This window comes from Bradyrhizobium sp. FW305-F6 (genome assembly GCF_058782905.1).
Window position 1 is genome coordinate 304510 of sequence record NZ_JBYSYD010000002.1, and the last position, 24158, is coordinate 328667.

At 63.7% G+C, this 24158-nt stretch carries 24 protein-coding genes; 14 read left to right on the plus strand and 10 right to left on the minus strand.

Annotated features, from left to right (window positions below):
• Nucleotides 1–15: 15 nt before the first annotated feature.
• Entirely contained in the window at nucleotides 16–2757 is a 2742-nt protein-coding gene (locus AC3WLX_RS12675) for an EAL domain-containing protein (RefSeq protein ID WP_492336179.1), read from the minus strand.
• A 46-nt stretch (nucleotides 2758–2803) separates the two neighbouring features.
• Nucleotides 2804–4075: a FecR family protein gene (locus tag AC3WLX_RS12680; protein WP_492336180.1), complete on the minus strand. Its 1272-nt coding sequence runs from the start codon at nucleotides 4073–4075 to the stop codon at nucleotides 2804–2806.
• A 130-nt stretch (nucleotides 4076–4205) separates the two neighbouring features.
• Between AC3WLX_RS12680 and AC3WLX_RS12685 the strand changes: the two genes are divergently transcribed.
• The gene (locus AC3WLX_RS12685; RefSeq protein WP_291629314.1) at nucleotides 4206–6002 is read left to right on the plus strand and encodes a ShlB/FhaC/HecB family hemolysin secretion/activation protein; all 1797 of its coding nucleotides are present in this window, start codon (nucleotides 4206–4208) and stop codon (nucleotides 6000–6002) included.
• Nucleotides 6003–6499: 497 nt separating this feature from the next.
• The gene (locus AC3WLX_RS12690) at nucleotides 6500–6817 is read left to right on the plus strand and encodes a c-type cytochrome (protein ID WP_492336181.1); all 318 of its coding nucleotides are present in this window, start codon (nucleotides 6500–6502) and stop codon (nucleotides 6815–6817) included.
• 249 nt (nucleotides 6818–7066) lie between these two features.
• Here AC3WLX_RS12690 and AC3WLX_RS12695 read toward each other — a convergent pair whose 3' ends face one another.
• Both AC3WLX_RS12695 and AC3WLX_RS12700 read right to left on the minus strand, forming a co-directional pair.
• Nucleotides 7067–7408, minus strand: a complete 342-nt coding sequence (locus AC3WLX_RS12695) for a phasin (RefSeq protein WP_291629316.1) — start codon at nucleotides 7406–7408, stop codon at nucleotides 7067–7069.
• A 131-nt stretch (nucleotides 7409–7539) separates the two neighbouring features.
• The gene (locus tag AC3WLX_RS12700; RefSeq protein ID WP_492336182.1) at nucleotides 7540–7725 is read right to left on the minus strand and encodes a hypothetical protein; all 186 of its coding nucleotides are present in this window, start codon (nucleotides 7723–7725) and stop codon (nucleotides 7540–7542) included.
• Between the two features lie 564 nt (nucleotides 7726–8289).
• Here AC3WLX_RS12700 and AC3WLX_RS12705 point away from each other — a divergent pair.
• Nucleotides 8290–8646 (plus strand): hypothetical protein, encoded by a 357-nt coding sequence (locus tag AC3WLX_RS12705; protein ID WP_492336183.1) that lies wholly within the window; start codon nucleotides 8290–8292, stop codon nucleotides 8644–8646.
• Nucleotides 8647–8693: 47 nt separating this feature from the next.
• Here AC3WLX_RS12705 and AC3WLX_RS12710 read toward each other — a convergent pair whose 3' ends face one another.
• Nucleotides 8694–9269: a hypothetical protein gene (locus AC3WLX_RS12710; RefSeq protein ID WP_492336184.1), complete on the minus strand. Its 576-nt coding sequence runs from the start codon at nucleotides 9267–9269 to the stop codon at nucleotides 8694–8696.
• 46 nt (nucleotides 9270–9315) lie between these two features.
• Nucleotides 9316–9849, minus strand: coding sequence for a GcrA family cell cycle regulator (locus tag AC3WLX_RS12715; protein WP_492336185.1), 534 nt, complete (start codon nucleotides 9847–9849; stop codon nucleotides 9316–9318).
• Between the two features lie 166 nt (nucleotides 9850–10015).
• Between AC3WLX_RS12715 and AC3WLX_RS12720 the strand changes: the two genes are divergently transcribed.
• Nucleotides 10016–10624 carry a S24 family peptidase gene (locus AC3WLX_RS12720; RefSeq protein WP_018644790.1) on the plus strand — a complete coding sequence of 203 codons (609 nt, stop codon included), beginning with the start codon at nucleotides 10016–10018 and terminating at the stop codon, nucleotides 10622–10624.
• A 108-nt stretch (nucleotides 10625–10732) separates the two neighbouring features.
• Entirely contained in the window at nucleotides 10733–11008 is a 276-nt protein-coding gene (locus tag AC3WLX_RS12725; RefSeq protein ID WP_291631360.1) for a hypothetical protein, read from the plus strand.
• A 35-nt stretch (nucleotides 11009–11043) separates the two neighbouring features.
• Here the strand turns inward: AC3WLX_RS12725 and AC3WLX_RS12730 are convergent, their stop codons facing one another.
• Nucleotides 11044–12018: a quinone oxidoreductase family protein gene (locus AC3WLX_RS12730; RefSeq protein WP_291631359.1), complete on the minus strand. Its 975-nt coding sequence runs from the start codon at nucleotides 12016–12018 to the stop codon at nucleotides 11044–11046.
• A 224-nt stretch (nucleotides 12019–12242) separates the two neighbouring features.
• Here AC3WLX_RS12730 and AC3WLX_RS12735 point away from each other — a divergent pair, with 224 nt between their 5' ends.
• From AC3WLX_RS12735 to AC3WLX_RS12745, 3 genes are all read left to right on the plus strand, one after another.
• A complete protein-coding gene (locus AC3WLX_RS12735; RefSeq protein ID WP_291631357.1) occupies nucleotides 12243–12443 on the plus strand; it encodes a hypothetical protein in 201 nt (66 codons plus the stop codon).
• A 147-nt stretch (nucleotides 12444–12590) separates the two neighbouring features.
• Nucleotides 12591–13538 (plus strand): AAA family ATPase, encoded by a 948-nt coding sequence (locus AC3WLX_RS12740; RefSeq protein ID WP_492336186.1) that lies wholly within the window; start codon nucleotides 12591–12593, stop codon nucleotides 13536–13538.
• A 5-nt stretch (nucleotides 13539–13543) separates the two neighbouring features.
• Nucleotides 13544–14911, plus strand: a complete 1368-nt coding sequence (locus AC3WLX_RS12745) for a vWA domain-containing protein (protein WP_492336187.1) — start codon at nucleotides 13544–13546, stop codon at nucleotides 14909–14911.
• A gap of 19 nt (nucleotides 14912–14930) precedes the next feature.
• On the opposite strand, the gene AC3WLX_RS12750 is transcribed toward AC3WLX_RS12745, so the two are convergent.
• Complete coding sequence (locus AC3WLX_RS12750) at nucleotides 14931–15113, minus strand: hypothetical protein (RefSeq protein ID WP_291629575.1); 183 nt, start codon at nucleotides 15111–15113, stop codon at nucleotides 14931–14933.
• A 346-nt stretch (nucleotides 15114–15459) separates the two neighbouring features.
• Here AC3WLX_RS12750 and AC3WLX_RS12755 point away from each other — a divergent pair, with 346 nt between their 5' ends.
• On the plus strand, nucleotides 15460–15681 hold the full coding sequence (locus AC3WLX_RS12755) for a hypothetical protein (RefSeq protein ID WP_291629573.1): 222 nt from the start codon (nucleotides 15460–15462) through the stop codon (nucleotides 15679–15681).
• 23 nt (nucleotides 15682–15704) lie between these two features.
• Here AC3WLX_RS12755 and AC3WLX_RS12760 read toward each other — a convergent pair whose 3' ends face one another.
• Nucleotides 15705–17075 carry a hypothetical protein gene (locus AC3WLX_RS12760; RefSeq protein ID WP_492337275.1) on the minus strand — a complete coding sequence of 457 codons (1371 nt, stop codon included), beginning with the start codon at nucleotides 17073–17075 and terminating at the stop codon, nucleotides 15705–15707.
• Nucleotides 17076–17168: 93 nt separating this feature from the next.
• On the minus strand, nucleotides 17169–18443 hold the full coding sequence (locus tag AC3WLX_RS12765; RefSeq protein WP_492336188.1) for an allantoate amidohydrolase: 1275 nt from the start codon (nucleotides 18441–18443) through the stop codon (nucleotides 17169–17171).
• A gap of 291 nt (nucleotides 18444–18734) precedes the next feature.
• Here AC3WLX_RS12765 and AC3WLX_RS12770 point away from each other — a divergent pair, with 291 nt between their 5' ends.
• The 5 genes from AC3WLX_RS12770 to AC3WLX_RS12790 all read left to right on the plus strand — a co-directional run bounded on the left by AC3WLX_RS12770 (nucleotide 18735) and on the right by AC3WLX_RS12790 (nucleotide 24090).
• Nucleotides 18735–19220, plus strand: coding sequence for a nucleoside deaminase (locus AC3WLX_RS12770; protein WP_492336189.1), 486 nt, complete (start codon nucleotides 18735–18737; stop codon nucleotides 19218–19220).
• Between the two features lie 151 nt (nucleotides 19221–19371).
• Nucleotides 19372–20961 (plus strand): ABC transporter ATP-binding protein, encoded by a 1590-nt coding sequence (locus AC3WLX_RS12775; RefSeq protein ID WP_492336190.1) that lies wholly within the window; start codon nucleotides 19372–19374, stop codon nucleotides 20959–20961.
• On the plus strand, nucleotides 20945–22036 hold the full coding sequence (locus AC3WLX_RS12780; RefSeq protein ID WP_492336191.1) for an ABC transporter permease: 1092 nt from the start codon (nucleotides 20945–20947) through the stop codon (nucleotides 22034–22036). The genes AC3WLX_RS12775 and AC3WLX_RS12780 overlap by 17 nt, the downstream gene beginning before the upstream one ends.
• Nucleotides 22023–22940, plus strand: a complete 918-nt coding sequence (locus AC3WLX_RS12785) for an ABC transporter permease (RefSeq protein ID WP_492336192.1) — start codon at nucleotides 22023–22025, stop codon at nucleotides 22938–22940. Before AC3WLX_RS12780 ends, AC3WLX_RS12785 begins: the two co-directional genes overlap by 14 nt.
• 73 nt (nucleotides 22941–23013) lie before the next feature.
• Nucleotides 23014–24090 carry a BMP family ABC transporter substrate-binding protein gene (locus tag AC3WLX_RS12790; RefSeq protein ID WP_492336193.1) on the plus strand — a complete coding sequence of 359 codons (1077 nt, stop codon included), beginning with the start codon at nucleotides 23014–23016 and terminating at the stop codon, nucleotides 24088–24090.
• Nucleotides 24091–24158: the final 68 nt, after the last annotated feature.

Here is a 24158-nt window from a genome sequence, read left to right on the forward strand (position 1 = left end):
GCGAACGCCGCTCGCTCAGGCGGCGCTGACAGTCTGGAGTTCATTCGCCAGGAATTGTTTCTCGAATGCCTCGGCGGGCATTGGACGGCCAAAGAAATAGCCCTGCCCTTCCTCGCATCCCATGCTGACCAGGAAGTCGGCCGTTGCACGGTTCTCGATGCCTTCGGCCACGACGGTGAGACCGAGCTGCTTGCTGAGGCCGATGGTCGAGCCGACGATGGCGGCATCGTCGGAATTCGACAGAAGACCGAAGACGAACGACCGGTCGATCTTCAGGCCGTCGAGCGGGAATTTTTTCAGATAGCTCAGGCTCGCATAACCGGTGCCGAAATCATCGAACAGGATCCGGACGCCGAGTTCCTGAATCCGCTTGAACATCTCGAGCACGCGGCGTTCGTCATGCAGCAGGATGTCTTCGGTGACTTCGATCTCGAGCAGCGACGGCGTCAGCCCGGTCGTTTCGAGCAATGCTGCAACGGAATGCGCGAGATCTCCGGACTGGAGCTGCGAGGGTGAGAGGTTGATCGCGACACGGACATCGTTGCCGGACAATTCCCAGGCTCGCGCCTGGCGGCAGGCGGCCTCCATCACCCAGTTCCCAATACGCTCCGAGAGCGCCGAAGTGTTGACGACAGGCATGAATTCCGCCGGCGAGACGTAGCCGCGCACCGGATGCCGCCAGCGGATGAGCGCTTCGGCGCCGACCAGGCTGCCGTCGATCAGGCGAACCTGCGGCTGGTAGAACAGCTCGAATTCGTTGCGATCGGCGGCAACCGCCAGTTCGCCCTCCAGCGTCAGCCGGTTCTCGAGTTCCTGCCGGATCGCGGCTTCGAATACGACGTGGCCCCCGCGCCTGGTCGCCTTGGCCTTCGTCAACGCGAGATGGCCGTTGCTCAGGAGATCATCGGCGTTGCTTCCGCCGTCAGGATAGACGGCGACGCCGACGCTGATGTTGACACGGTGCTGGCGCGTGCCGGCTGTGAGCGGGGTCTCGAACGCGCGCGCGATTCGCTCGGTCATTGCCGCGACCGGCTCGGCGGGTTCCGCGCAATCGATCGCGATGGCGAATTCGTCGCCGCCGAGCCGGGCGACGATCGCCTTGCCATCGACTTCGTTCCGCAGCCGCTCGGCGACCGCACGCAGCACGAGGTCGCCGGCCGAGTGCCCGAGCATGTCGTTGATCTCCTGGAAGCCGTCGAGCCCGAGCACCAACAGGGCAACGCCCGAAGATTGCTGCTTCGCCGCGGCGATCAGGTCTGTGAGAACGACATGCAGCATGTTCCGGTTTGCAAGGCCGGTTAGCGCGTCGTGTTCTGCCAGATACCTGATGCGTTCGGCTTCACGTTTGCGCACCGAAATATCGCGCAGTATGGCTCCATACTGAAAGCCGTCCGTTCCCTGCCAGCCCGAGAAGCTCGCCTCGACCGGAAAGGTTTCCCCGTTCTTGCGCCGGCCTTCGAACTCGACGACCACCGCGCCGCCTTGCAGCAGAAGCGCCTCGCGCGCGGCGTCGTGCATGGACGGCCTTGCAGCGCCGTCCGGCCGCGGTGCGCACAGCGTCTCGAACGGGCGACCGATGATCTCGGCCGGCATGTAGCCGAAGATCGCGCTCGCGCCGGGATTCCAGACTGTGATGCGGTGATCCTGGTCGGTGCAGACCAGCCCGTCGCCCAGCGACATCGCGATGCGATGAAAGCGGCTCTCGGCGATGCGCCCGAGCAGGCTGCGGAAGTCGATCTCATCGAGCGCAATTGCCGTCAGGTAAGCGACGATCGCGATGTGGAATAGCGACGTGTCGATGACCAGGGGCCACCTTGCCTGCACGAGGAGGGCGGCCAGTTCGACCGCCGCCCCGGCTGAGATCAGGACTGCGACGCGAAGTCCAGGTGCGACGCGGCGCCACGAATACATCATCAGCAGGCAGATCGCGCCGAGCCCGAGCACCATGCCGACGTCGGAGGTCCAGCGCAGCATCCGGTTCTGAAGGATCGATTCAGCGGCGAGTGCCTGGAGGACTGGCCCCGAGACGATCCTGCCGTTCGGAACGCTGAAACGGTCACCAAGCTCGAGCGCCGCGGCCCCAATGATGACCCTCTTGCCTCTCAGCTTGTCGAGCGTGGCGCCATCGCCTTGCAGCACATCGACAAAGGAAACGACGGGAATGGAGGATGTACGAATACTGAAATCGATCAGAAAGGGCGGTCGCCGATTGGCGTCCTGCCCCGCCAGCACGACGGCCATCGACGGCATGAAGGCGTCGCCGAGCTTCTCGCCGACCGGATAGCGGCGAACCAGCCCGTCGAATTCGATCGCGACATTGACGACGGCCGGCCAGGACTGGTTGGCGAACGATTTCAGCGGGCGGTTGACGTGGGCCGGACGGCCCTTCGCAGTCGGCTGCTTGAAGGATGGCAGGATCGTCGAGCCGCCGGCGTCCCGCAGCGCATTGGCGAAGGCCTCGTCGGAGACTGGGTCCGAGGGCGTGCTGAAGTCGACATCGAAGGCAACGTCCTGCGCGCCTGCCGCTTCCAGCCTTTGCAGCATTTCCGCATGGAGGCGCCGCGGCCACGGCCAAACCCCGATCTGGTCGATCGAGGGCGCATCGATGCCGACCACAACGATGTCGCCGGTGGCCTCACGCGATTGCCACTTGAATCGAAGGTCGGTGAGCGCATTGCGAAGCGCGGCGTGCCAGCCCGTGGACAGGACGATCGCAAGCGCGATTACAACAAGAATATGCGGCCGATAGCGTCTCACTCGATCCTCCCCCACGCCCGCCCCGACGGACGCGTCGACCTAGAGTTCAGCGTCTGCCGTGCCCATTGCTGCCATTGCCGCCGCCATTTCCGTGGCCGTTGCCGTTGTTGCCTCTGCCATTGCCGGTGGCGCCGTTGTCGGCATGGCTGCTGTTACCGTGGCCGTTGTTGCCGCCGTTACCATTGTTACCGCTGTTGCCGTTATTGCCGTTATTGCCGTTATTGCCGCTATTGCCGTTGTTGCCGTTGTTGCCACCCGAATTACCGTTGCCGCCGGCGTTTCCGTTGTTGGCTCGCGGGGCATCGCTGGACGCGCCGGCTGTCGTTGCGGCGATCGTGACGTTCGCGCTGGCGGCACCGCTGCTTGCCGCCCCGTTGGATGCGGCCGGGCTCGTCTTGCCATCGTTCCAGACCGTCTGACCGTCACCCCTGGCATTCGCGTTACGTGCCTGCCCTGGCGGAACGCCGCCATGCGCCAGGCCGCGCGTCGCCTTGTGGACGTTCAGCTTGACCTCCCCCAGCGCGACCGAAATACGCACGACTCCCGCCTTGGGGGCATGCCCTGCCGCCGCCTGCCCCGATGCCTTGGGTTCGCCGGCCTCCTTGCTTCCCTTGTCGGTCGGGCCGAGCGCATGGATGGCATGGCCATTGCCGGCATGGCGCGGCGCCGACAGGCCCGATTTCGGCACAGGGACACGCTCGATCGTGGGCGCGCGGGGCTTGCCCTGCTCGATCGGATTGAGCGTCCCCGCACCGCTCAGGCTGAGACCGGGCTTGCCGTGTTCGAACACGGTGGCCGCCTGTCCGGGCATCACTTGCGCGATCTGCCCCGTCTTGAAATCGGAGACTTCGACCTGGCCGCGGAGCACGCCGACCTTGGTGCTACCGGCACCGACCATGACGCTGAACTGCGTGCCCTTGACCACGGCGGCCAGATAGGGCGTCTCGACCTCGAAATGCTTGACGTTGCGCCTCTCGACCTCGAGCAGGATCGAACCCGCCTGCTGGATGATGGTGGTCGAAAGGCCGTCCTTCTTCTCGGCCGGCAGGCCCACCACCGAATTGGGAGAGATCAGTATCGTTTCGTCGCCGCGGACGAGGAGTACGCGCCCGTTGCGACCGGTGCGAATGGTATCGCCGGGTTTCAGCGTTCCTTCTGACGTCAGCGACACCTGCTGGGCGCCGCTCGTTGCCAGCCAGACCTCGCCCGAGGATTTGCTGACGGACCACACCCCGTCGTCCGCCGCGAACGCAGTGGAGGCCGTTCCCAGGATCAGCGCCGCCGCCAGAGCGCGCCGCATTCCAACTTTGCCGAACATGATGATCCTCAGCCCGCGTTACAGCCAAGCTTGAGGGGTATCCGAAAGCACTCAAGATAGGATTATCGGAAAGCGGCAAGCGGAGCAGCCTGATTAACCAATCGTTGACCATAAAAAACTATGAAAACTCATGCGGCTAACGAACCCTTACCGCCCCGTGACAAATCCTTCGTTGAATTACGGAGATAGAGTAGCTGCACGCGGTAAGAAACGGCATCTCCTTACCGTATTGGGAACGCTGGCAGCAATTTTCGCGGCAATTCCAACGGTAATCGCGCAGCAGGCGAACCAGCCGGGATTTGATCCGCGCCAGCCCGAGAAATATTTCGATAACCAAACCGAGCAGGAAACGCTCGACCGACCGCCGGTCCGGTTGCCCAGCGTCGGACGGTCCTCGACGGGTGGTGATACCAAGCCGCAATTCGTGCTGCGCGGCGTCACCGTCAGCGGCGCCCATGCCATTTCCCCCGATCGCATCGCGGCGGTCTACCAGCCCTATCTCGGCCGGAAAGTCTCGCAGGCGGATTTGGCCACGATCGCAGGCGCCATCAGCGACCTCTACCGCGAGGCCGGCATTCATCTGAGCCGCGCCATCGTGCCACCGCAGGACATCGCCAACGGCCGGGTCCGAATTCAGGTTCTCGAAGGCGCCATCGTGCAGGCAGAACTGAAGGGCGACGGAGCCGAGCAGTTCGGCATAAGGCCGATGCTGGCGCCGGTTCTGGCCGAACAGCCTTCGCGACTAGCAACGCTCGAACGCCAGCTCTTCCTGATCAATGGCAGGCCGGGCGTCCGGATCACCGACACGGCGCTGGAGGAGATCGGCGGTACGACGGGCCGCTTCCGCCTGACCATCTATCTGAAAACGTGGCACGTTTTCTCCGCGTTCGGCCTCGACAATCTCGGATCCTCGTCGGTCGGTCCATGGCAGACCTACGCCACCGGCGCGTTCAACTCATACCTCACGCCCGGCGATACATTGGCGGTCAACCTGTCGACCATTGCCAACGACCCCCGCCAGCTCGGCTTCGCACGCCTGTCGTACGATGCGCCCGTCGGCGTCGACGGTGTCCGCCTCGGCGCTTCCATGCTGTACAGCGCGGTTCGGCCGGGCGATATGCGCCGGCTCGACAGCGACATCACCACGACCGAGGCGTTCGAGCTGCGTGCCAGCGTCGTCCCGCTGCAGTCGCAATCGTCCACGCTCACGCTGACCGCCGCGACGACCTTCAGCAATGTGTCCGAGCATGACCTTTACGGGCCCTGGTACAACGACCACATCAGGACGGCGAGCCTGACCGCCGACTACCGGCTGCAGGATCCCTTTGGCGGTACCAATTTTGCGACCCTGACTTACCGTCAGGGCCTGGACATCTTTGGCGCCTCGCATTTCGAGGACGATCTTTTGTCGCGCGACGGCGCCTCCTCGAACTTCTCGGTGCTAAACTTTTGGTTCACGCGCTATCAGACACTCAACAATGTTTGGTCGCTCAAGCTCGCTGCGGCGAGCCAGACGGCCTCGCGCCCGCTGTTCACCTCGCAACAATTCTATCTTGGCGGCGCGGCCTTTGGCCGTGGCTATGGCGCGGCCGAGATCAGCGGCGACAACGGCCTCGCCGGCTCGCTCGAGCTGCGCTTCGACCAGAAGCTTAATTTCCGCTACTGGACCGGCTATCAGCTCTATGCCTTCGGCGACGCCGGCGCCGCCTGGAACCACGGTTTCCGCCTGAGCGACGGACTGTCGCTGACGTCGGCTGGAGCCGGCGTGCGCTTCTTCCTGCCGGACGACATCCATGCCGATTTCGGCGTCGCCGTCCCCCTGAGCTACCGGGCGCCTGACAACGAGCGTCGCAGCCCACGCTTCATCTTCACACTGTCGAGCGCGTTCCGGCTCTGCCCTGAACGCGGTCGGGCGAACTGTGTCTAGCCTTCGGCAGGAATTCACTTCCTGACAGCTTCTTCCTGCGGCCATCCTCCGTGACGCTCCTCGGGCGGGGCGGAGTGCGACCTCAGTTTCCAGGGGCGCTGACGCTGATTGGCCTCATCGTGAGAAGATGTTCGACCGCATCCTGCGCGACAGCGGCAGCGCGCTCGCGCCGGCGGATCTGGAGAGCCCAATGATCATCAACCCGGGCGACTATTAGCCGGGAGGCCTTGCGGCAGATCAAGGCCGCTTCCACGCGGCACGGTAGAAAACCACATGGCGTCGGAGAGACACGTGTCGCACTATACCGGAAGTCTTGATACCAAAAGCCTTGTTCCGAAGGGGCTGCCCGCGGCGAGAGTGCCGGCATTCATCCGGCATCTCTATTTTTTGACCCGCAGGCTGCTACGCTCCATCGTCGCCCGCATCGATCTCTCGCAGTTCCCAGGATCCTGCTGCGGATGAGCGCGGCCACAAGCCAAATGCAGAAAGATTGCCTGATGCTCCGGCATGTGAAACGGATTTTCCTGCTGCTCGGCCTGATCTCCGGTTTCGGCTCGTCGGCAGCTCTCGGCGCCGATGCCGATCACGGGGCCGACCTTGCCAAGCGCTGGTGCGCAAGCTGCCATGTCGTTGGAAACGGCCAGACCCAGGCGAGCGCCGACGTCCCCTCCTTTGCCTCGGTGGCACGCAAGCCCGATTTCAGTCCGGAGAGGCTTGCGTACTTCCTGCTCGATCCGCATCCAAAGATGCCCAATTTTCCGCTGAGCCGGACCGAAGCCGGCGACATCGCCGCCTATATCGCATCGCTGCGCTGATCCAAGGCGTGATCCGGAAACGTGTTTAGCGGTTTTCCGAAAGAACATGCTCAAGCAATGATTTAAAGCCGGCGCGGCGTCCATCACCTGGCACAAATGCAAATCCCTGCCGGAGGACCGACAGGGATCAGCAGAAGAGATGACGGACGGCGAATGAACTCATTCGGTGGCCCATCATGGATCTGCGCAAGCATCGAAGTTCGGATCTGCACGCCGCGCAAGTTCAATTTATGGGCAACTGGCCCTGAATCAGGACTTGCCCTTGCCCGGCTGCATGAGACTGCCGGTCATCTGACGCATGTGATCTCCAGCGCTCGTGAACTGACTGCGCAGAAAATCAGACTGGATTCGCATCGCTTCCTGGATGTCGGTGGCATGCACCAGTTTGCGCGCATGCTCGAAGGCAGTCTTCATGTTCTGTTCTGTGAAAGCCAGCGCCTGCTTCGACACCTCGGCCCCCGCGCCGGGAACGGACGACATCGACTTGGTGGCGGCGTCAAAGAACATGCCAAATGCCTTCTCAGCCTGGTCGATGGTCTTCTCGGCCAAGTCGCGCAGTTCCGCCGGAACTTCGATCTTCGGTTCGATCATGTCGCATTCCTCCCATTTCCTGCCTGAGTAGCACACTTGCAGTACCGCCATCCAGCGGCCAGCGTCAGGTGAGCGCGGCGGAGGGGCTGCCAAGAGATATAGAGGGCATCAGGCCCGGTACGCTGCCGGACTCAGGACAGGGGGCGCTCCGGAAGAGCTTCTTCGGTGGCGAGGTCTTCGACCAGCTTGATCACTTCGTAACGCTGTCGAGGCGCAAGCTTCAGGAAGGCACGGAGCAGGCGCAGGCTTTCGACAGTGCTGCTTGCAGGCACGCCGAGCTTCAGATGTAGCTCAGCCGCGAAATCGAGGTTCTTCATCTCGCACCTATGACAAGCATTGGCCTTCGTCACTCAGAACCGAACGCCGCAAGCGAAACCTATCGCGACGAACTCTCGGCCAGGGCCGCCGGGTTGCATGCTTACCACATCCAAACCACAGCTCCATTTGGTTGCAACTATGACAAGGAACAACCCTTCCGACAAGCCCAACCGTGGGATGTAGCGATGCTCGACCTGCATCCTGCCACGGCGATTCCGGATAACAGGAATATCGAGCGCCGTCACCCACCTGCGTCAAGAAGCGGCATCATTCGCCCACACGGCTCCTGAACGCTCTCGATCGACACAGTGTTTCGCCATGTTTCCGATGTGAATGCACATTGGCGGCATGGATTGGCGATCCTTGGGCAATATACACGTAATTGTTGAGCCCCGTCGCGGGTGCTGCATGATGCGCGGCAAAATCCGTCGATCCGGAAGCGACCGCTGAACCATCGTCCACGATCGAACGACCAAGCCGTTGCGGCACGGCCACGCAGATTTGGGCGCCATGGCTGGAAACTCTTCGATTTCGGACGCGCCTCAGCACCAAAGGACGACGACATGCTTTCTCGCTGCGATCTCATCAAGGGCGCCGCAGTCGCGCTTCTCACCCTCTCGATACCAGGCGCCTGGGCGCAGGAGACCAAGATGAACCTGTTCAAGATCGTCACCATCAAGGATGAGATCATCGTCGGATTGTCGCACGAGGAGCTTCAGGCACTCGGAGGCAATGATGCGAGCGCCGTCGCGCGAGCGCTGTCGCAGAAGGGAGATCTCACCGTCTGGCAATACAACGTCCATCGCGGCCCGAACGGCGAATTACAGCAGGCGCCGACGGCCAAGATCGGGCTTCTGGCCAATGCCTCGCTCCGCGTCGAACCCTACAGCACGCCGTACCGGATCGTCCCTCATCCGTAAGCAACAGGCGGAGGATGCCGGCGGCAGAGACCGCCGGCACGCCGCAATCATCTACGCCGGTCCCGACGTGATGCTCCCGGCTCCGTCGCGAAGCCATAGACGAGTGCCAGCCGATCCAGGCATTCGCGGAAACGCCGCGCGAAGTAATCGTTCCAGCGTTGCGTGCGGACGGCACGACGCTGCCCGACCTGATCCATGGTCAGACCCAGCACCAGCACGTCGTGCACCAGCGCGGCACCGTCGGCGCCGAGCTCACGCTCGACCCGGTTGAGCCGCAGCACCGCCTGACGCTGGCTCTCGGTCACCGGCTCGCGCGTGCCGGTGCCATCGACATATTCACGGGTCGTATCAACCGCCTGGGGACCCCGCTCCGCCCGCTCCCAATCACTCTGGAAGGCGCGCCCGCCGCGGTATTGCGCCTCGTCGATCTGGTGATGCGCGTGAAGCCGGCCGAGCGGATCGCAGCGGACGGACCGGATGGCCAGAATCTTCTCGCCTGAATCGAGCGCCAGAGGATTGTCGACCTCCACCTCCCTCACCTCGGCGTTGAACGGCAACTCCCGCGACCGCCGATCGTAGATCTGCGTTAGTTTATAGGACTTGTTGCGTCGGGCACGAGCCACTCGGATGCTCCTTTGCAAGATTGAGGATTGAACGGATAGCCGGCTTTCAGGTGGCCGAGACCAGCTTCAGCACCACCGGGCCTGCGACACGACCGGACGTAGCCCCGCAACGCCGTGTCAGGCGGTCGTGCGGCGCGCAATAGCTGGAGCCCGGCTGGCGCGGGTGGCCGCAGAAGGCGATGTCCTCCTCGTCCCTGTCGCCGCCATAGGGATAGCGGCAGTCGGCGGGCTCGAGCTCGACGAGTTGGATCAGGCGCGGTTGGATGCCGACACAGCGCAATGTCGCCCGTGCGGCGGGCTTCATTGCGGACCTAGGCGGCAGATTGAGGTTCGGCAACGTCGCCCTTCGCCGCGAAAGCGGGATGGGTTCGCCCGGCAAAAATGGAGCGACCGCCGGGCTCGTGATCCATTCGGGTATCACGAGCCCCAGCCTCTTGGCGCGGCCGATAACGGCGCTGCGCGTGTAAGCCGTTCCAAACCTTGCGTTTATCTGTCTTCCGATCTCCGCGTATGACATGCCCTTGCGAAAATAGTCGCGAAGCGCGTCGGAGTGCTCCGACGGCCAATGGCCCGGTTCCATGCTGCTGTCCTGTGATGCGCCTCCGACCTTGGGGCGGTCGAGCGACGAACGCACATTCCGTTATTCCGAATGCTGAGTCAAGCCATAATTCTGATATTCATAATTGCATCAATTCCGAATTTCGGATTACAAGAGGCGTGACGGTGCGCAATCGAGGGAATCATCAATGTTGGACGTAGCAATGATCGAGCGGGGTCTGGAGAAGACCGGCAAGAGCAAGGGCGGCCTGGCGGCGGCCATGGGCGTGCGCCCCGGCGCGGTCTCGGAGATTCTCGGCGGCGAGCGGCTGGTAAAGGCCTCGGAGATCATTCCGATCATGGAATATCTCGAGCTCAATCTCGCGCCGATCATGGGCCGGGTCGGTGCCGGCGCGGTGATCGAGCCGGACTATGAGCAGGTTCCCCCGGAAGGTCTCGGCGACATCGCCTTGCCCTTCCCGATCATGGAGGAGACGGTCGCATTCGAGATCGTAGGCGATTCGATGCTGCCAAAATACGAGAGCGGCGACGTGATCGTGGTCTACAAGGACCAGCGCCATCCGCTGTCGAGCTTCTACGGCGAAGAGGCGGTGGTGCGGCTCAAGACCGGCGAGCGCTATTTGAAGACCATCGAACGGGGGAAAAGTCCGTCCGTCGTCAACCTCACCAGCTTCAATGCCAAGCCGATCGTCGGCGTCAAGCTTGATTGGGTCGGGGAGATCTGCCTGTCCATGCCCAAGGGGCAACTCGAGCGGCTGCGCGCCAAATCGGCGCGTCCCCGCAAGAAGGGCAAGTGATAGCGCGCAGGCGATATTTCTGGTTTACGGAAATCGCGATTGACAAAGTTCCGATTTTCGGAAATACTCTGCCGCGTCTCCGATCACGGGGCGCGGCAGGATCGTTCCATGCAATACTACGTCGTGATGATCGACTACGGTCGGCGGGGCCGCGAGGCGGTCGTCGACCCTGAAATCACAAGGCGCGAGGTCATCTCGCGCATCGCCTCCGGCGAATACCGGAATATCTCGTTCATTCACGAAATCGTGGAAAATGCGGTCGAGGACGTGACCGACACCATCCTGACCGAGGCCGCCCTGCCGGAAATCCCGTCGGAGGATGCAGACCTCCAGGCAATCCGGCTTGATCATGCCCGCGATCTGCGCAAGCACGAACGCACGTGACGCAGGCTGAAGCCTGCGTCACTGCTCGCCGGACGTTAGACCAGGAGAACGGTCGACCCAGTGGTCTTGCGCGCTGCGAGATCGGCATGCGCCTTGGCGGCGTCCTGCAGCGGGTAGGTCTGGTGCACCTCGATCTTGACCGCACCGGACTTGACGACGTCGAACAGCTCGTTCGCCATCGCAACCAGATTTTCGCGCTTGGCGGCGTAGGTGAACAGCGTCGGCCGCGTGACGTAAAGGGAGCCCTTCTGCGCCAATAGGCCGAGATTGAGCGGCTCCACCGCGCCGGAGGACTGGCCGAACAGTGCGGCGACGCCGAGCGGCGCGAGGCAATCCAGCGATTTCAGGAAAGTGTCCTTGCCGACGGAGTCGTAAACCACGGGGACCTTCTTGCCGGCCGTGATCTCGTCGACGCGCTTCACGAAATCTTCGCGGGTATAGATGATGACGTGATCGCAGCCATGCGCCTTGGCGAGCTTCGCCTTGTCGTCGTTGCTGACGGTGCCGATCACGGTCGCGCCGAGATGCTTGGCCCACTGGCTGAGAATGAGACCGACGCCGCCGGCTGCGGCATGGAGCAGGATGGTGTCGCCGGCCTTCACCCGATAGGTCTGCCGGATCAGGTACTGCGTCGTCAGCCCCTTCAGCATCATCGCCGCCGCGGTCTTGTCGTCGACGCCGTCCGGCAACTTCAATAGCCGGTCAGCCGGGATCAGCCGCGCCTCCGAATAAGCCCCGAGCGGAGAGGCGCCGTAGGCGACACGATCGCCCGGCTTCAGATCGGTGACGCCGGGCCCGATCTCCTCGACCACGCCGGCCGCCTCGCTGCCGAGCCCGCTGGGCAGCGGCGCCGGATAAAGGCCCGAACGGTTATAGATGTCGACGAAATTGAGGCCGACCGCGGTATGACGGATGCGCGCTTCGCCGGGCCCCGGCTTGCCGACGCTGACCTCCTCCCAGACCAGAACTTCCGGCCCGCCGGTCTTGTGAAAGCGAATGGCGTGCGTCATGGGTGTGCTCCCTTATCGTTGAGGTGAAAGTCCGAAACACCGGATCGGGCTGCGGAATAGGCATTTGGTCCGCCCGTTACAGTATAGAAGACGTAACAAGAATGTCACAGCGAACGACAAACGCCCGCCGTTCCGCCTCCGTTCGAAAGAGTTGATGAGGGCTCCCGGGGTAACCGGCAGTAGCGTCCGTGCGGGTTGGTGGTCGCCTGCGAAGGAGAGCCGAGATGCCCGCTTACGTTCAGCATCATCAGGATGCCGAGGTCGCGCCCGTGATTTGCCCCACCTGCATGGGTTTCCTGCCGATGTATGTGCGCGAGGTGGAGCCGCATTGGAGTCTTGCCAAGATCGACTTCGTCTACGAATGCGCCGATTGCGGCGCTGAGGTCCGGCAGACCATCCGCAAGCCGGATGCATTCCGGCACTGACCGAGCTGACCGGCGAAGCGCTCAACTATTTGCGTTCAGCGGAAAAACGCCGTGCACGCGGGTCTGAAGTCTTCCAAACGAGGCTTGTTCTTTGCCGGGAACGCAGGCAGAACGAGCCTCAGGCAAGATCTATGGGAGCGCCCATTCGTGGCAGATCAGAAGGCCTCGACCGCGATCGAGGCAGTGGAGAGCGGCCTCGCGGCACAGGGCTACATCGCGAGCCGGCAGATCGCGACCGCCGTCTATCTGTCGCAGCAGATCGAGAAGCCGATCCTGGTCGAAGGCCCCGCGGGCGTCGGCAAGACGGAGCTCGCCAAGGCGATCGCGGCCTGGCGCGGCATGAAGATGATCCGCCTGCAATGCTATGAAGGCCTCGACGAGGCCAAGGCGCTGTACGAGTGGAAGTACGCCAAGCAGCTGCTCTACACGCAGATCCTGAAGGACAAGCTCGGCGAAGTCCTCGGCGGGGCGCAGACGCTGCATGCCGCGCTCGACCAGCTCCACGATTTCGGCGACGTGTTCTTCTCCAAGGAGTTCGTCGAGCCGCGTCCCCTGCTCCAGGCGCTGGAGCAGCCGGGCGGTTGCGTGCTCTTGATCGACGAGATCGACAAGTCCGACGCGGAATTCGAATCCCTGCTGCTGGAGATCCTCTCCGACTTCCAGGTCACGATCCCCGAGCTCGGAACCGTTTCGGCCATCACGCCGCCGACCGTGATCCTCACCTCCAACAGCGAGCGCGACCTCGGCGACGCCTTGAAGCGCCGCTGCCTGCATCTGCATATCGGCTTCCCCGAGCAGCGCCTTGAGGAACGCATCGTCGAAAGCCGCGTGCCCGGCATCTCCCAAACGCTGCGCCGGCAGATGGTCGGCTTCATCCACGAGATCCGCTCGCTCGACCTGAAGAAGCTGCCATCGGTCAGCGAGACCATCGACTGGGCGCGTGTGCTGGTGCTGCTCCAGGCGTCCGAGCTCGATACCGAGATCGTCAAGGACACACTCAACGTCCTCCTGAAATACGAGACAGACATAGAGGCTGCGGCGCCGCAGGTGACGACCTTCATTGCCAAGGCGGCCCGGTCCAACGTCTTCGGTTGACGCCGATGCGCGACGATCTCCATCGCTTCTTTCGGGCGGCGCGCGGCGCCGGCGTTCACGTCTCGCCGGCCGAGAGCATCGACGCGATGCGGGCGGTCGCGCAGGTCGGCATCTCCGACCGCACCGTCCTGCGCGACGCGCTGCTGCTGACGCTCGCCAAGTCGCAGGACGAGAAGCTCGCTCTCGGCGACTGCTTCGACCTCTTCTTCAGTCAGCCGGAGCCGCGGCAGGACCAGCCCGAGGCTGACAACGACGACACAGCGCAGGACGCAGATCAGTCGCCCTCCTCCGGCGATGCCGGCCAAGGCGAGCGTCCCGAAGGTTTAAGCCAGCTCGCGCAGATGCTGCTGTCGCAGGACCGCAATACGATCGCTGCCGCGATCGCCAGCGCGTCCGCGGCGGCCTCCCTGTCCGACATCCGCTACTCCACTCAGCGCGGCATCTTCTCCAGCCGCATCCTCGATGCCATGGGCCTCCAGCGTCTGCGGGACGATCTGGAGAACCTGACCGCAACCAACCCGGCGCTGGCCGAACGCCTGCGCGCCGCACTTGATGCGCTACGAGAAGCCGTACGCGACACGGTCTCCCAGGGGCTTGCGCTCTATGCGCGCGAGGAGGCCGAAAACCTTCGCAACGAGATCCTGCGCAATGCGCCGCTCGCCCGCATCGAGCGGCGCCAGGTCGCCGAGATGCGCGCTCTCATCCGCCAGATCGCGCGCCGGCTGCGCGAGCGCTATTCCAAGCCGCGCAAGCGCCAGCGCCGCGGCCATCTCGACGTCCGCCGCACGCTGCGCCGCAACGCGGCCTGGGGTGGCGTGCCCTTTCTCACCGCATGGAAGCGCAAGCATCGCGACCGGCCGAAGATCGTAGCGCTTTGCGACGTCTCGGGCTCCGTTGCGCAGGTCTCCGATTTCTTTCTGCTGCTGATCCATTCGCTGCACGAGGTCGTCGACGATGTCCGTTCCTTCGCCTTTTCCTCGCATCTGATCGAGGTCAGCGAGGTCCTGGAATCGAAGTCTCCGGAGGAGGCGATGGCGGAGATCATGTCCAAGGTGGGTTTCGGCTCCTCGGACTACGGCTCTTCGCTGGTCGATTTTGAGAAGGAGTTCATGAGCACGCTGACGCCGCAAACCACGGTGATCGTGCTCGGCGATGCCCGCAGCAACAATCTCGACCCACGCGCCGACATTTTGCGCCGCATCTCCGAGCGCTCGAAGCGGCTGGTCTGGCTCAATCCGGAGGGGCGGCTGGCTTGGGGCTTCGGGGATTCAGAGATGCCGCGCTACGCGACCTTTTGCAGCGTCGTGCGCCAATGCGCCACAGCGCAGCAGCTCGAGCGCGCTGTGGCGGACATCGTCGCCACTTATCAGTAGACAGCGATAGCCCCCGCCGTCAGGCGGCGTTCAGCTCGATCTGCGCGAGATTGCACTCCCGAAAGTGATACGCGATTTCGTCGAGGGCGCGCTGCTCCCATTCCTCGGCTTGGGCGAGCCAGAACAGCCGACGCTCCGAATCGAGCGCTGCTCGCTCGCGGCACAAAAATTCCTGGCTACGAATTTCAACCAGCCTGTTCATGCACTCCACTCCTGCCGTGTGAAGCCATTCCCCGCAAAGACAACGTACCAGAGTCCGCAGCCTCTTACCTCATCATTTCCGTGCATATCGCGACGCAGAATGGGACAGCCATACTTTCCATGCATCGCAGTAGTCGCACTGCACCATCAAACACAGATCATCAATTGGTGATCGAAAATCGGGACAATGCGTGCGTGAACGATCTTAACTCTTGTGGCGCAACGAGGTGCAGTAATTTGTGAAGATTCATTCTCAACGACGTACCGAATTCCCGACTCATTGTCGTCGCATGGTCTTCATGCGGCGCCGCTAACAGGGGCGCGTCTTTAAGATCGCCTGAGGCAAAATGAGCAACGACGTCGACTTTGATCTTTCGCCGGACCAATGGGACGCTCTGCGCACCCTTCGCAATCCGACGTCGTCCTGTCGTCCCTCGAAGGCTCCCTTGATCGAAAGCCTCATTAAGCTCGGCCTCGTTGTGGTCAATGACGGCGTGCCGGCAATGACGCCCACGGGACGCAAGGTGCTCGTGCGCGGCTCATGCCGCCTGCTTGATCTCGTGGCATAGGGGCGGGCGACCGGCAGAACTCGTCAATCCCACCGGAGGAGCGGTGTGCCGTAAGCCCGCCTCCAGACCGACAGAAAGCGCGGAAACCAGGAGTGGGCCACGGCGCCCTTGTAGGCCCAGGTGCGATACTTCAGACCCTGCTCCGACATCAGCTCCTGATAGCCGCCATGGACCTCGGTTGCGGTCCGGATGTCCCTCAATATGCCTTGCGCGCAAGCCCGGTAGGTATCGCTTCCAGCTGATTCATCATAGTCCAGCATGCGATCGGCGAATTCGACGTTGAACGTCGGCCAGGACGAGCGCCCCTGATAGGCCGGAGCCGCAATCTTGTGGATCATCTTGGTCCGCGGATTCTCCGCCGACACCAGGAAGTGGAACGTGCTCGGTATGCGAAACCGTGGTTCGGCGATGATCAGATCCGTCGTCGCGGCAAACAGGGCACGTTCGCTCGCCTCGCTCATATTCCAGAATCCGCGATGCACGCTGACGAAATCCAGCGCGACCGAGGCGGCTGGCGTCCCCGCCGGACCATCCAGCGAATGCCTGATATAGCCGTCCTTGCCGAACAGGCGGAGCAGGCCCTTCTTGTATTGTGCGAGGTCGCGCCCGAGCAGCCGCTTCAGCTCGTTCTCTTCGACGATTCCCAGCTGCACACCCCAGACGAACGTCGTGTAGACGCAGGCGTTGGTGACGAAACGCCTGCGCTCGGCGCGCGTGTCGGTGGCCGCGGAGCGGGGCGCACTGGCGTCGCACAGCAGGTATCGCGCGCCGCTGTCATCGACCGGCTCCAGCTCGCTCGCAAGGCGGAGGATCGCCCGCTTCAGGTCGGCGCCGTATTCGGCCAGCAGCAGGCGGCCGGCATGTGCACATTGTGACATCGCCAGATAGGTCGATATCCTCTCCTCGGCTGAGATCATCTGCTGGAGACCGGCAAGGATGCCGAGCAGCGTATCCGAAGGTGGCGAGAAATAGTTTACGCCGAGATAGCGGCCGCGTCCCGCCGGGACGATCGTGGTGGTGACGACATCGGCGCGGACCGCCTGCAGCAGCAGGCGCACGCTCTTTTCAAGCAAGCGCACGCGGCGCACCGCGTCCTGCGGGTCCATGATGGTCTCGGGATCGAGCACGTCTGGATAAAACCAGGCGAAGTCGCGAGGATAATAGGCGGAAGCGTGGGGCGCGCCGGTGACGAGGAAGGCCTCGGTCAGCGAAAAGGCGCTATCCATCGAGTGCCGATAGAGGTCCTCGATGGCCGATAGCGAATGATGCGAATGTCTCAGGAACCGATCGCTGAGGAAGTTCACCGCCTGAAGCGCGTTGGCGACGAAGGACGCGGTCACGCCCTGATAAAACCGGTTTCCACGATGTGACGGCAAGGAGCTATCGCTGTTGATTTGGCCTGGTCGTGATGCCCGACCGTAGCCGGTCACCGTCACAAAAGTGACTGATTCGTGTCTCGTCCTGATGACACGCGAGGTTTTGGGAAGTCAGGTCGAGCCAGCGCCGGCTTGCCGGGGCCTGAAATTCTCGACGACCCGCAGCAGCACCCGCGCACTTACGTCGGCGTCGTCGAGTTCGACATGCTCGTCCGGGTGATGGCTGATGCCGCCGCGACACCGGACGAAGATCATGCCGACATCGGCAAGGTCGATCATCGCCATGCCGTCGTGCCCTGCCCCGCTCGGCAGCTCGAACACGGAGAAGCCTTCGGCTTCGATCGCCGATGCGATCTGGTCCTGGAGCCATGGGGCGCAAGGCGCGGTGCGGTTTTCGTGGGTGACATCGAGCTGAAGTGTCAATTGCCGGCGCTTGGCGATCGCCTCGATCTGGCGAACGATATCTGCGACCGCACGCTTGCGGTGCATGTCGGTGGGCGCCCGGATGTCGATGGTGAACGACACCTCGCCCGGAATCACATTCGTTGCGCCTGGCCTCGCCTGGATGTAGCCGACGGTGCCGACCAGGCCGTCCTGGTCGGCGCGGCAAAATTGTTCGATCGCACCGATGCATTCGGCCGCCCCGGCGAGCGCGTCGCGCCGAAGCGCCATCGGCACGGTGCCGGCGTGGCCGGCCATGCCGGTCAGCCGCGCGGCAAGGCGCGTGGCGCCGGCAATTGCGGTAACGACGCCTACGGGCAGGTTCTGCGCTTCCAGCACCGGCCCCTGCTCGATGTGCAGTTCGAGATAGGCAAGCAGCTCGCGCCGCGTCCGTGCGGCCGCGCCGATCCGGTCGGGATCGAGGCCGAACTGCACGAGCGCATCGCGCATTGACACGCCGTCCCCATCGCGCGCGTTCAGCACACTCTCGTCAAAGGTGCCGGCCACTGCACGGCTGCCGAGCAATGTCGAGGCAAAGCGCACCCCCTCCTCGTCGGCAAAACCGACCACCTCGATCGCAAACGGCAGGCGCTTGCCGCGACGGTCGAGATCGGCGACGCAGGAGATTGCGGTGATCACTCCCAGCGGCCCGTCCCATTTTCCGGCATCGCGCACGGTATCGTAATGCGAGCCGAGCATCAGGCAGGGCGCCCCGGGCCGGTCGCCTTCGTAGCGCCCGCAGACGTTGCCGATCGCGTCGATGCGCGCGCTCATGCCGGCTTCGCGCATCCAGCGCAGGATGAGGTCCGCGGCCTGGCGCAGCTCCTCGGTGAGATAGATGCGGGTGAGGTTGTCACTGGCCGCCGAGATCGTGGCCAGCTCGTTGATCCGACGCACGATCGTCTCGCCGAGCGATGCATTTTGAACGGCGTTAGCGGCGCCCATCTCGATGAACTTCCTCTTCTCCGGAAGGTGTGATTAGCATGAATGCGAGTGCGCGCCAGACCGCCTCACGCCGGTCATGCGCGGGCGAGCCCCTCGCCGGCATCATTTCTCCTTGTTGGCATCGTGACTGCACGTATAATCGCTATATTTCAATCGGTTACCTCGGACAATGCCTGATCGGCAGCGGTCCGGACGGCCGCTGGTGATGTTCCACGGCAAATTGGTTATGAAGCACGGACAGGCGAAGCGGACCTTCTTGCGGCGCTTGGCGGGTACTGACCTGGAGTAGCGATGGACGACGCCTCCGAGCGCGACGAGCACTTCATGCGCCTGTCGTTCGCGGTTGCGCGGCGCTCGCTCGACCATGGCAATCATCCCTTCGGCTGCATCATCGTCGCGGCCGACGGCACCGTCCTCATCGAGAGTGAGAACGGCTACATGCCGGATCACGACGGCACCGCGCATGCCGAGCGTCTCGCGGCCACCCAGGCCTGCCGCACGCTCGGCCGCGACGTACTGGCGAGAGCCACGCTCTATTCGTCAGCCGAGCCCTGCGCCATGTGTGCGGGCGCGATCTACTGGGCCGGCATCGGCCGCGTCGTCTATGGGCTCAGCGAACGTCGCCTGCGCGGCGTCACCGGCAACCATCCGGAGAACCCGACCCTTGACCTGCCGTGCCGCGAGGTCTTTGCCACCGGCCAGCGACCGACGGAGGTGGTCGGACCGTTGCTGGAAGACGAAGCCGAGGCGCTGCACCAAGGTGTCTGGATCAAGTAGCGGAGCCCTGCTGCCCTCGCTGATCGTTCTACGAGGGGCGCCACGGACGTCCGCCGGTGGTCCCCAATCTGCCGAGGTATTGGGCAAGCAATGCGGCTTTTCACATCTTACGCCGCGGTCCAAACTGGCCCATCATTGAGGCACTTCACCCATGCAAACGCACCGGCGAATGTTGGAATCGACACCTCACGGCCCAAATTCCGGCGAATCCCCGCTGCTGCGGACGACAGGGCTCACCAAACGATACGGCGATTTTCTCGCCAACGATTCCATCGACATCGATATCTGGCCCGGCGAGATCCACGCCCTGCTCGGCGAGAACGGCGCCGGCAAGTCGACGCTGGTCAAGGCCATTTACGGGCTGATCCAGCCCAGCGCGGGCGAGATCCGCTGGCAGGGCGAACGGATCGCGCTGTCCGGTCCGTCCGAGGCACGCAGTCGCGGCATCGGCATGGTGTTCCAGCATTTCTCGCTGTTCGACAATCTGACCGTCGCCGAGAACGTCGCGCTCGGCCTCGATGGAAAGGAATCCTTCAAGGACATGTTCGCCCGGCTAGAGCAGGTGTCGAAGGCCTACGGTTTGCCGCTCGATCCTAGGCGCGAAGTCTGGCAACTGTCCGTCGGCGAGCGCCAGCGCATCGAGATCGTCCGCGCCTTGATGCAGGATCCGAAATTCCTGATCCTGGACGAGCCCACCGCCGTGCTGACGCCGCAGGAGGCCGACCAGCTCTTCATCGTGCTGGAGCGGCTCAAGGCCGAGGGCCGCGCCATCCTCTACATCAGCCACAAGCTGGAGGAGGTGAAGCAGCTCTGCGACACCGCGACGATTTTGCGCGGCGGCAAGAAGGTCGCCACCTGCAACCCTCGGCTCGAGACGGCCGCCTCGCTCGCGCGGATGATGGTCGGCGGAGAGATCAAGGCGGTGAAGGCCGCATCCGGCCGCAAGACCACCGTGCCGCGGCTCGTTGTCGACGATCTTTCGCTTGCCCCCGCCGAGAGCCATGGCGTGCGGCTCCAGCACATCTCGTTCGAGCTGAGGGGCGGCGAGATCCTCGGCATCGCCGGCGTCGCCGGCAATGGCCAGGACGAATTGTTCGCCGCGCTCTCGGGCGAGCGGCTGTCCCATGCCCCCGGCTCCGTCGTGATCGAAGGCATCGCCGCCGGCCGTCTTTCGATCACCCAGCGGCGCAAGCTGGGCGCGGCGTTCGTGCCCGAGGAACGGCTCGGCCACGGCACCGTGCCGCGCATGAAGCTGTCCGAGAACGCACTACTGACCGGACATGCCGCCAGCGGCATGGTCCGCCGTGGCTTCATCGACACCGCAGCCACGCTGAAGGCGGTCGACCGCGCGACCGAGACGTTCGACGTCCGCAAGGCCAAGCGAGATCCGGAAGCAGCTTCCCTCTCCGGCGGCAATCTGCAGAAGTTCATCGTCGGACGCGAGATCCTGCGCAATCCGGCCGTGCTGGTGGTGAGCCAGCCGACCTGGGGCGTCGATGCCGGCGCTGCCGCCGTGATCCGTCAGGCGCTGCTTGATCTCGCAAGCGCAGGGGCCGCGGTGCTCGTCACCAGCCAGGATCTCGACGAGCTCGCCGAGATCGCCGATCGTATCGCGGTGATGTTCCACGGCAGGCTATCGGCTCCGCTCGCAGCAAGCGAGGCGACCCGCGAGAGGCTGGGGCTTCTGATGGGCGGCAGCAGTCTGGAACCGAAGGAGATCGCGCATGCAGCTGGTGCTTGAGAGCCGTGCCGAACGCTCAGGCACGATCGCGCTGGCGTCTCCACTAATCGCGGTCGGCCTCACGCTCGTGACCATGATCATCCTGTTTGCGATCCTGGGCAAGAATCCGCTGCTCGCGCTGCATGCCTATTTCATCGCGCCGCTCACCGACGGCTACTCGCTGCAGGAGATCGCGGTGAAGGCAACGCCGCTGGTGATGATCGCGATCGGGCTGTCGCTCTGCTATCTCGCCAATGCCTGGAACATCGGCGCCGAGGGACAATTCCTGATCGGTGCCGTCGCAGGCAGCTGGATCGCCGTGAAGACGCAAGGCACTGACGCCGGCGCCTGGGTGCTGCCGGCCATGTTCGTACTCGCCGCCGCTGCCGGCGCGCTCTATGCGCTGATCCCCGCGATCTGCAGGGTGAAGTTCGGCGCCAGCGAGATCCTGACCAGCCTGATGCTGGTCTATGTCGCCGAACTCTTCCTCGACTATCTCGTGCGCGGGCCCTGGCGCGACCCGCAGGGCTTCAATTTTCCGACCACGGCGGAGTTCGATCCGGTGGCGACGGTGCCGCTGCTGATCGAGGGCGGCCGGCTGCACCTCGGCTCTGCCATCGCCCTGCTCGTCGTCGGGGGCGCGGCGATCCTGCTCGGGCGCACCATCAAGGGTTTTGGCATCCGCGTGGTCGGCGCGGCACCGCGCGCCGCGCGCTTCGGCGGCTTCAACGCCAACCAGCTGATCATCCTGACCTTCGCCATCTCCGGCGCGTTGGCCGGACTTGCCGGCATCATCGAGGTCGCAGGTCCCGTCGGGCATCTCCAGCCGGGCATCTCACCCGGCTACGGCTTTACCGCAATCATCGTCGCCTTCCTCGGCCGGCTCAATCCGCTTGGAATCCTCGTTGCGGGTCTTTTCCTGGCATTGACCTTCATCGGCGGCGAGCAGGCGCAGATCGCGATGAAGATTCCGTTGGACGTCACCAAGGTGTTCCAGGGCATTCTGCTGTTCTACGTGCTCGCCTGCGATTCCCTCATCCTGTACCGTTTCAAGCTGGTGCTCCCCAGCCGACAGGTGGCCCGTGGAGCTGGTTGAAGCCATCATCCTGGCGGTGCTCGCCGCGTCGACGCCGCTGCTGATTGCGGCGGCCGGCGAGCTCGTGACCGAGCGTTCCGGGGTGCTCAATCTCGGCGTCGAGGGCATGATGATCGTCGGCGCCGCCTGCGGTTTTGCCGGGGCGTGGCTGACCGGGTCCACCTTCATCGGCGCGCTGTTCGGCATCGTCGCGGGCACACTGATGTCGCTCGTCTTCGCACTGATGGCGCTCGGGCTCGCCGTCAACCAGGTCGCAACGGGTCTTGCGCTGACCATCCTCGGCATCGGGCTGTCCGGCCTGATCGGCGCCGGCTTCGTCGGCGAGCGCATCACGCCGGCCGTGCACCTCCATATTCCCGGCCTGACCGACATTCCGTTGATTGGCCGCGTTCTGTTCGGCGAGGACGGGTTCGTCTATGTCTCGGTTGCGCTGATCGTCGGCGTCTGGTGGTTCCTGGGCCGCACGCGGGCGGGATTGATCCTCCGCGCGTGTGGCGACAATCACGTCTCCGCGCATGCGCTCGGCTATCCCGTGCTGCGTATCCGCACCTTTGCCGCGATGTTCGGCGGCGCCTGCGCGGGACTTGCGGGCGCCTACCTACCGCTCGCCTACACGCCGTTCTTCATTCCCGGCATGACCGCCGGCCGCGGCTGGATCGCTTTGGCGCTGGTGGTGTTCTCGTCCTGGCGGCCGGGCCGGCTCGTGGTCGGCGCCTATCTCTTCGGCGCCGTGACGATCCTGCAGCTGCACGCGCAAGGCTGGGGCGTCGGCATTCCCTCGCAGTTCATGTCGGCGCTGCCTTATCTCGCGACCGTCCTTGTCCTCGTCCTGCTCTCCCGCGCGCGCACCGGCGGCTCGACCGCGCCGGCCGCGCTCGGCACGGTGTTCGTGCCTGATCGCTGAATTACTCTCCGCAGCGTGCGCGATGGGGCGTGTGTTGCGGATCATGGCTTGCCCCTGATGTTGGAGATTGATGATGAGGAAATCACTTCTTGCCCTGACTGCGGGGCTCCTGCTGGCCGGCAGCCTCAGTGCTGCCTCCGCCGCCGACAAGCTGAAAATCGGCTTCATCTATGTGGGTCCGATCGGCGATCTCGGCTGGACCTATCAGCACGACCTCGGTCGTCAGGCGCTGGTGAAGGAGCTTGGCGACAAGATCGAGACCACCTACCTCGAGAACGTGCCCGAAGGCCCCGACGCCGAACGCGCGATCGAGCAACTCGCCCGCGCCGGCAACAAGCTGATCTTCACCACCTCGTTCGGCTACATGGACTCGACGCTGAGGGTCGCCAAGAAATATCCGAACGTGCATTTCGAGCACGCCACCGGCTACAAGCGCAACCCGAACATGTCGACCTATTCGGCCAAGTGGTATCAGGGCCGCTACATTCAAGGCCTGATCGCAGCCAGGATGTCGAAGTCGGGCGTGCTCGGCTATATCGGCTCCTTCCCGATTCCGGAGGTCGTCTCCGGCATCAACGCGACGATGCTGGCGGCCCAGACCATCAACCCGAACATCAAGGTCAAGATCATCTGGGCCAACACCTGGTTCGACCCGGGCAAGGAGGCCGACGCCGCCAAGGCGCTGATCGACCAGGGCGCCGACGTCATCATGCAGCATACGGATTCACCCGCCGCGATGCAGATCGCCAGCGAGCGCGGCAAGCTCGCCTTCGGCCAGGATTCCGAGATGATCAAGTTCGGGCCCAAGACCCAGCTCACCTCGATCATCGACACCTGGGGCCCCTACTACATCGAGCGCGTCAAGGCCGAGCTCGCCGGCGCCTGGAAGTCCGAGGACACTTGGGGCGGTCTCGACAGCCACATGTTCGTGATGGCGCCCTACACCAACATGCCTGACGATGTGAAAAAAATGGCGGAGGATGCCCAGGCGGCGATCACCGCCGGCAAGCTGCATCCGTTCAAATGCCCGATCGTTGGGCAGGACGGCAAGCCGGTCGAGTGCAAGGGCGGCGGTCATCTGGACGACAGCCAGATCCTCGGCATGAATTTCTACGTCAAAGGCATCGACGACAAGCTTCCGGGAAAGTAGCACGCTTCTTGCATTGCCTCATTCACCTGCTCCTCCCGGAGGAGGTTCGGAGGGGGTGGTCAGAAGCA

Bases quoted from the DNA above. Each gene is read 5' to 3' on its own strand.
- AC3WLX_RS12690 (WP_492336181.1), top strand. From the start codon at position 6,500: ATGCTCCGGCATGTGAAACGGATTTTCCTGCTGCTCGGCCTGATCTCC.
- AC3WLX_RS12770 (WP_492336189.1), top strand. From the start codon at position 18,735: ATGGACGACGCCTCCGAGCGCGACGAGCACTTCATGCGCCTGTCGTTC.
- AC3WLX_RS12725 (WP_291631360.1), top strand. From the start codon at position 10,733: ATGCAATACTACGTCGTGATGATCGACTACGGTCGGCGGGGCCGCGAG.
- AC3WLX_RS12715 (WP_492336185.1), bottom strand. From the start codon at position 9,849: ATGGAACCGGGCCATTGGCCGTCGGAGCACTCCGACGCGCTTCGCGAC.
- AC3WLX_RS12705 (WP_492336183.1), top strand. From the start codon at position 8,290: ATGCTTTCTCGCTGCGATCTCATCAAGGGCGCCGCAGTCGCGCTTCTC.
- AC3WLX_RS12755 (WP_291629573.1), top strand. From the start codon at position 15,460: ATGAGCAACGACGTCGACTTTGATCTTTCGCCGGACCAATGGGACGCT.
- AC3WLX_RS12680 (WP_492336180.1), bottom strand. From the start codon at position 4,075: ATGTTCGGCAAAGTTGGAATGCGGCGCGCTCTGGCGGCGGCGCTGATC.
- AC3WLX_RS12700 (WP_492336182.1), bottom strand. From the start codon at position 7,725: ATGAAGAACCTCGATTTCGCGGCTGAGCTACATCTGAAGCTCGGCGTG.
- AC3WLX_RS12790 (WP_492336193.1), top strand. From the start codon at position 23,014: ATGAGGAAATCACTTCTTGCCCTGACTGCGGGGCTCCTGCTGGCCGGC.
- AC3WLX_RS12780 (WP_492336191.1), top strand. From the start codon at position 20,945: ATGCAGCTGGTGCTTGAGAGCCGTGCCGAACGCTCAGGCACGATCGCG.
- AC3WLX_RS12695 (WP_291629316.1), bottom strand. From the start codon at position 7,408: ATGATCGAACCGAAGATCGAAGTTCCGGCGGAACTGCGCGACTTGGCC.
- AC3WLX_RS12745 (WP_492336187.1), top strand. From the start codon at position 13,544: ATGCGCGACGATCTCCATCGCTTCTTTCGGGCGGCGCGCGGCGCCGGC.
- AC3WLX_RS12730 (WP_291631359.1), bottom strand. From the start codon at position 12,018: ATGACGCACGCCATTCGCTTTCACAAGACCGGCGGGCCGGAAGTTCTG.
- AC3WLX_RS12750 (WP_291629575.1), bottom strand. From the start codon at position 15,113: ATGAACAGGCTGGTTGAAATTCGTAGCCAGGAATTTTTGTGCCGCGAG.
- AC3WLX_RS12735 (WP_291631357.1), top strand. From the start codon at position 12,243: ATGCCCGCTTACGTTCAGCATCATCAGGATGCCGAGGTCGCGCCCGTG.
- AC3WLX_RS12775 (WP_492336190.1), top strand. From the start codon at position 19,372: ATGCAAACGCACCGGCGAATGTTGGAATCGACACCTCACGGCCCAAAT.
- AC3WLX_RS12685 (WP_291629314.1), top strand. From the start codon at position 4,206: ATGCGGCTAACGAACCCTTACCGCCCCGTGACAAATCCTTCGTTGAAT.
- AC3WLX_RS12720 (WP_018644790.1), top strand. From the start codon at position 10,016: ATGTTGGACGTAGCAATGATCGAGCGGGGTCTGGAGAAGACCGGCAAG.
- AC3WLX_RS12765 (WP_492336188.1), bottom strand. From the start codon at position 18,443: ATGGGCGCCGCTAACGCCGTTCAAAATGCATCGCTCGGCGAGACGATC.